This is a genomic window from Candidatus Thermoplasmatota archaeon (assembly GCA_029907305.1).
Classification (GTDB): domain Archaea; phylum Thermoplasmatota; class E2; order DHVEG-1; family DHVEG-1; genus JARYMC01.
In genome coordinates this window covers 1-1,763 of record JARYMC010000134.1, presented here as the reverse complement: position 1 = coordinate 1,763, position 1,763 = coordinate 1, and the positions used below count along the sequence as shown (strand labels likewise).

Sequence of the window (1,763 nt, the reverse complement as noted above, 5' to 3'; positions counted from 1 at the left end):
GGAGGTTTTATGCAGATTTGTATTATGGAATTGCATGCACTAAATAAGGAGAAAGAATGAATTTGCGGGCAACACTGGTCAGTCTGTATGATAAGATACAAAAAAATAAAGCAAAAAAACATGATCCAAAAAAAATCTAAAAAAATTTCTTAAACAATCGTTAAGTATAAGTATTCAATAAAAGATTTACCTATATGAAGCAAACTCCGTGCGAATACATGATATGGAACGGGTTACCATTTATCAGACGAGAGATCGCCGAAACACTTATTGACGATTTTGGATTAAGCCAAAAAGAAGTAGCAGAGAGACTAGGGGTTACACCAGCAGCAATATGTCAATACAGAGCAAAAAAACGCGGGAGAATGAAAATAAAAAACCAGATAATAACAAAGGAAATAACCATATCAGCAGAACGCATAATCAAAAACGATGATATATCAATAATGGAAGAAACATGCAGGATATGCAAAATAATGAGAAACAACGGAATACATCCATTCTTCAACAACGGATCAGACAAATAAAAAATGAAATAAACCGGTTGATGGGATGCAAAAAATAATTTTTACTTAACTCTATCAATCTTTAATAAATCAAATCCTTTTTATCAACATGATAAACCTCAACCATATGATGAGGATTATAAGACAACTTCGCTTGTCGAAGACCCGGAAGATTCATATCTGATTGTCTATTAATGAACTTAAAATCTTTCTGAAGTATCTTTGCTGTCTCCGCATTTATAGCCTTATAAATACCATCATAATCAGGTGAACCTTTTTCATAATGCACAACAGCTGTATCATCATTCAATTTTTCAAAAACAGCAACAGCTTCTATTCTATCATTAACCCTTATAGCAACACCAGATAAACCTAGCTCGAAAAAATGAGACGTTGAATACAGTATAGCTTTTTTCTCATTTTCAAGAATTGTATCTGATTCACAATTTTTCCAAAGGCACCATCTCTTAAGAAAATCTTTAACCTCATCAATGTTTTTTTCTGATAAAAACTCTGTTGTATAAGCATAGTTTTTCTTGAATTTGTTCAGACGATTACGAATCTTCGCATATTTTGCCCCTGGAAGCTCTGCTAGATCAGATGAGAGATAAACATATTCAAAAAATTCTCTATCAGGTTGAAATCTAAGTTTTTTGTAATTTTCCTCCAAAAATTTCTTTGCCTTTACGTCAATGAGACCAAATGGTGGATCATCACCCTCTTTTTCTGAGAGTTGAAGCACATACTGGAAAACATCCTTGTTATATTTTCCCGATGGTGGTCTAAATTGGGTTTTGTTTTCCACACGGGTCATAATAACAAGGTTATCATCTAAAAAAGCATAATGGTAGTTGCTATAATCCATCCAGCTTATCATAGTTGTAAAAAGGTTATCACTATGAACAGGCGGATATTTTTTATAATGCTCATCAAAAAGACGTTTATCCTCTAGAGAAACAGGTTTAAAATCATCTATGGACAACACTACAGAAAGCAGATATTATTCCTCCATTTTATATTTCATCGGCACATGTTTTTCCATCTGTCTAAAACCTATTGCCGTATAAAACTTGTCCTGCCCTAGTTCCGCTATTAAACCAACCCAATGTAAACCATTGGATAAACATTTATCTAAAAGAGCCTTAACGATTTGTTTACCAACCCCTTTTTTGCCTAGTGCCATAAAATGATTAAATTTTATAGTTCATCACCTCATTAATTGTCCAAATATGATCAGTGAAACCTGCACTCATAAAA

At 33.1% G+C, this 1,763-nt stretch carries 3 protein-coding genes; 1 reads left to right on the top strand and 2 read right to left on the bottom strand.

Translation table 11 applies throughout. The features are described 5' to 3' along the window. Window positions 1-194: 194 nt before the first annotated feature. Window positions 195-527, top strand: a complete 333-nt coding sequence (locus tag QHH19_07315; protein ID MDH7518128.1) for a transcriptional regulator — start codon at window positions 195-197, stop codon at window positions 525-527. A 61-nt stretch (window positions 528-588) separates the two neighbouring features. Here the strand turns inward: QHH19_07315 and QHH19_07310 are convergent, their stop codons facing one another. Together QHH19_07310 and QHH19_07305 are read right to left on the bottom strand one after the other, a co-directional pair. Then, window positions 589-1,491 (bottom strand): phosphatidylglycerol lysyltransferase domain-containing protein, encoded by a 903-nt coding sequence (locus QHH19_07310; GenBank protein MDH7518127.1) that lies wholly within the window; start codon window positions 1,489-1,491, stop codon window positions 589-591. A gap of 15 nt (window positions 1,492-1,506) precedes the next feature. Continuing rightward, the gene (locus QHH19_07305) at window positions 1,507-1,689 is read right to left on the bottom strand and encodes a hypothetical protein (GenBank protein ID MDH7518126.1); all 183 of its coding nucleotides are present in this window, start codon (window positions 1,687-1,689) and stop codon (window positions 1,507-1,509) included. Between the last annotated feature and the right edge of the window lie 74 nt (window positions 1,690-1,763).

What these genes read in the sequence shown, in the direction of transcription:
- QHH19_07315 (MDH7518128.1), top strand. Translation starts at nt 195, where the DNA reads ATGAAGCAAACTCCGTGCGAATACATGATATGGAACGGGTTACCATTT.
- QHH19_07305 (MDH7518126.1), bottom strand. Translation starts at nt 1,689, where the DNA reads ATGGCACTAGGCAAAAAAGGGGTTGGTAAACAAATCGTTAAGGCTCTT.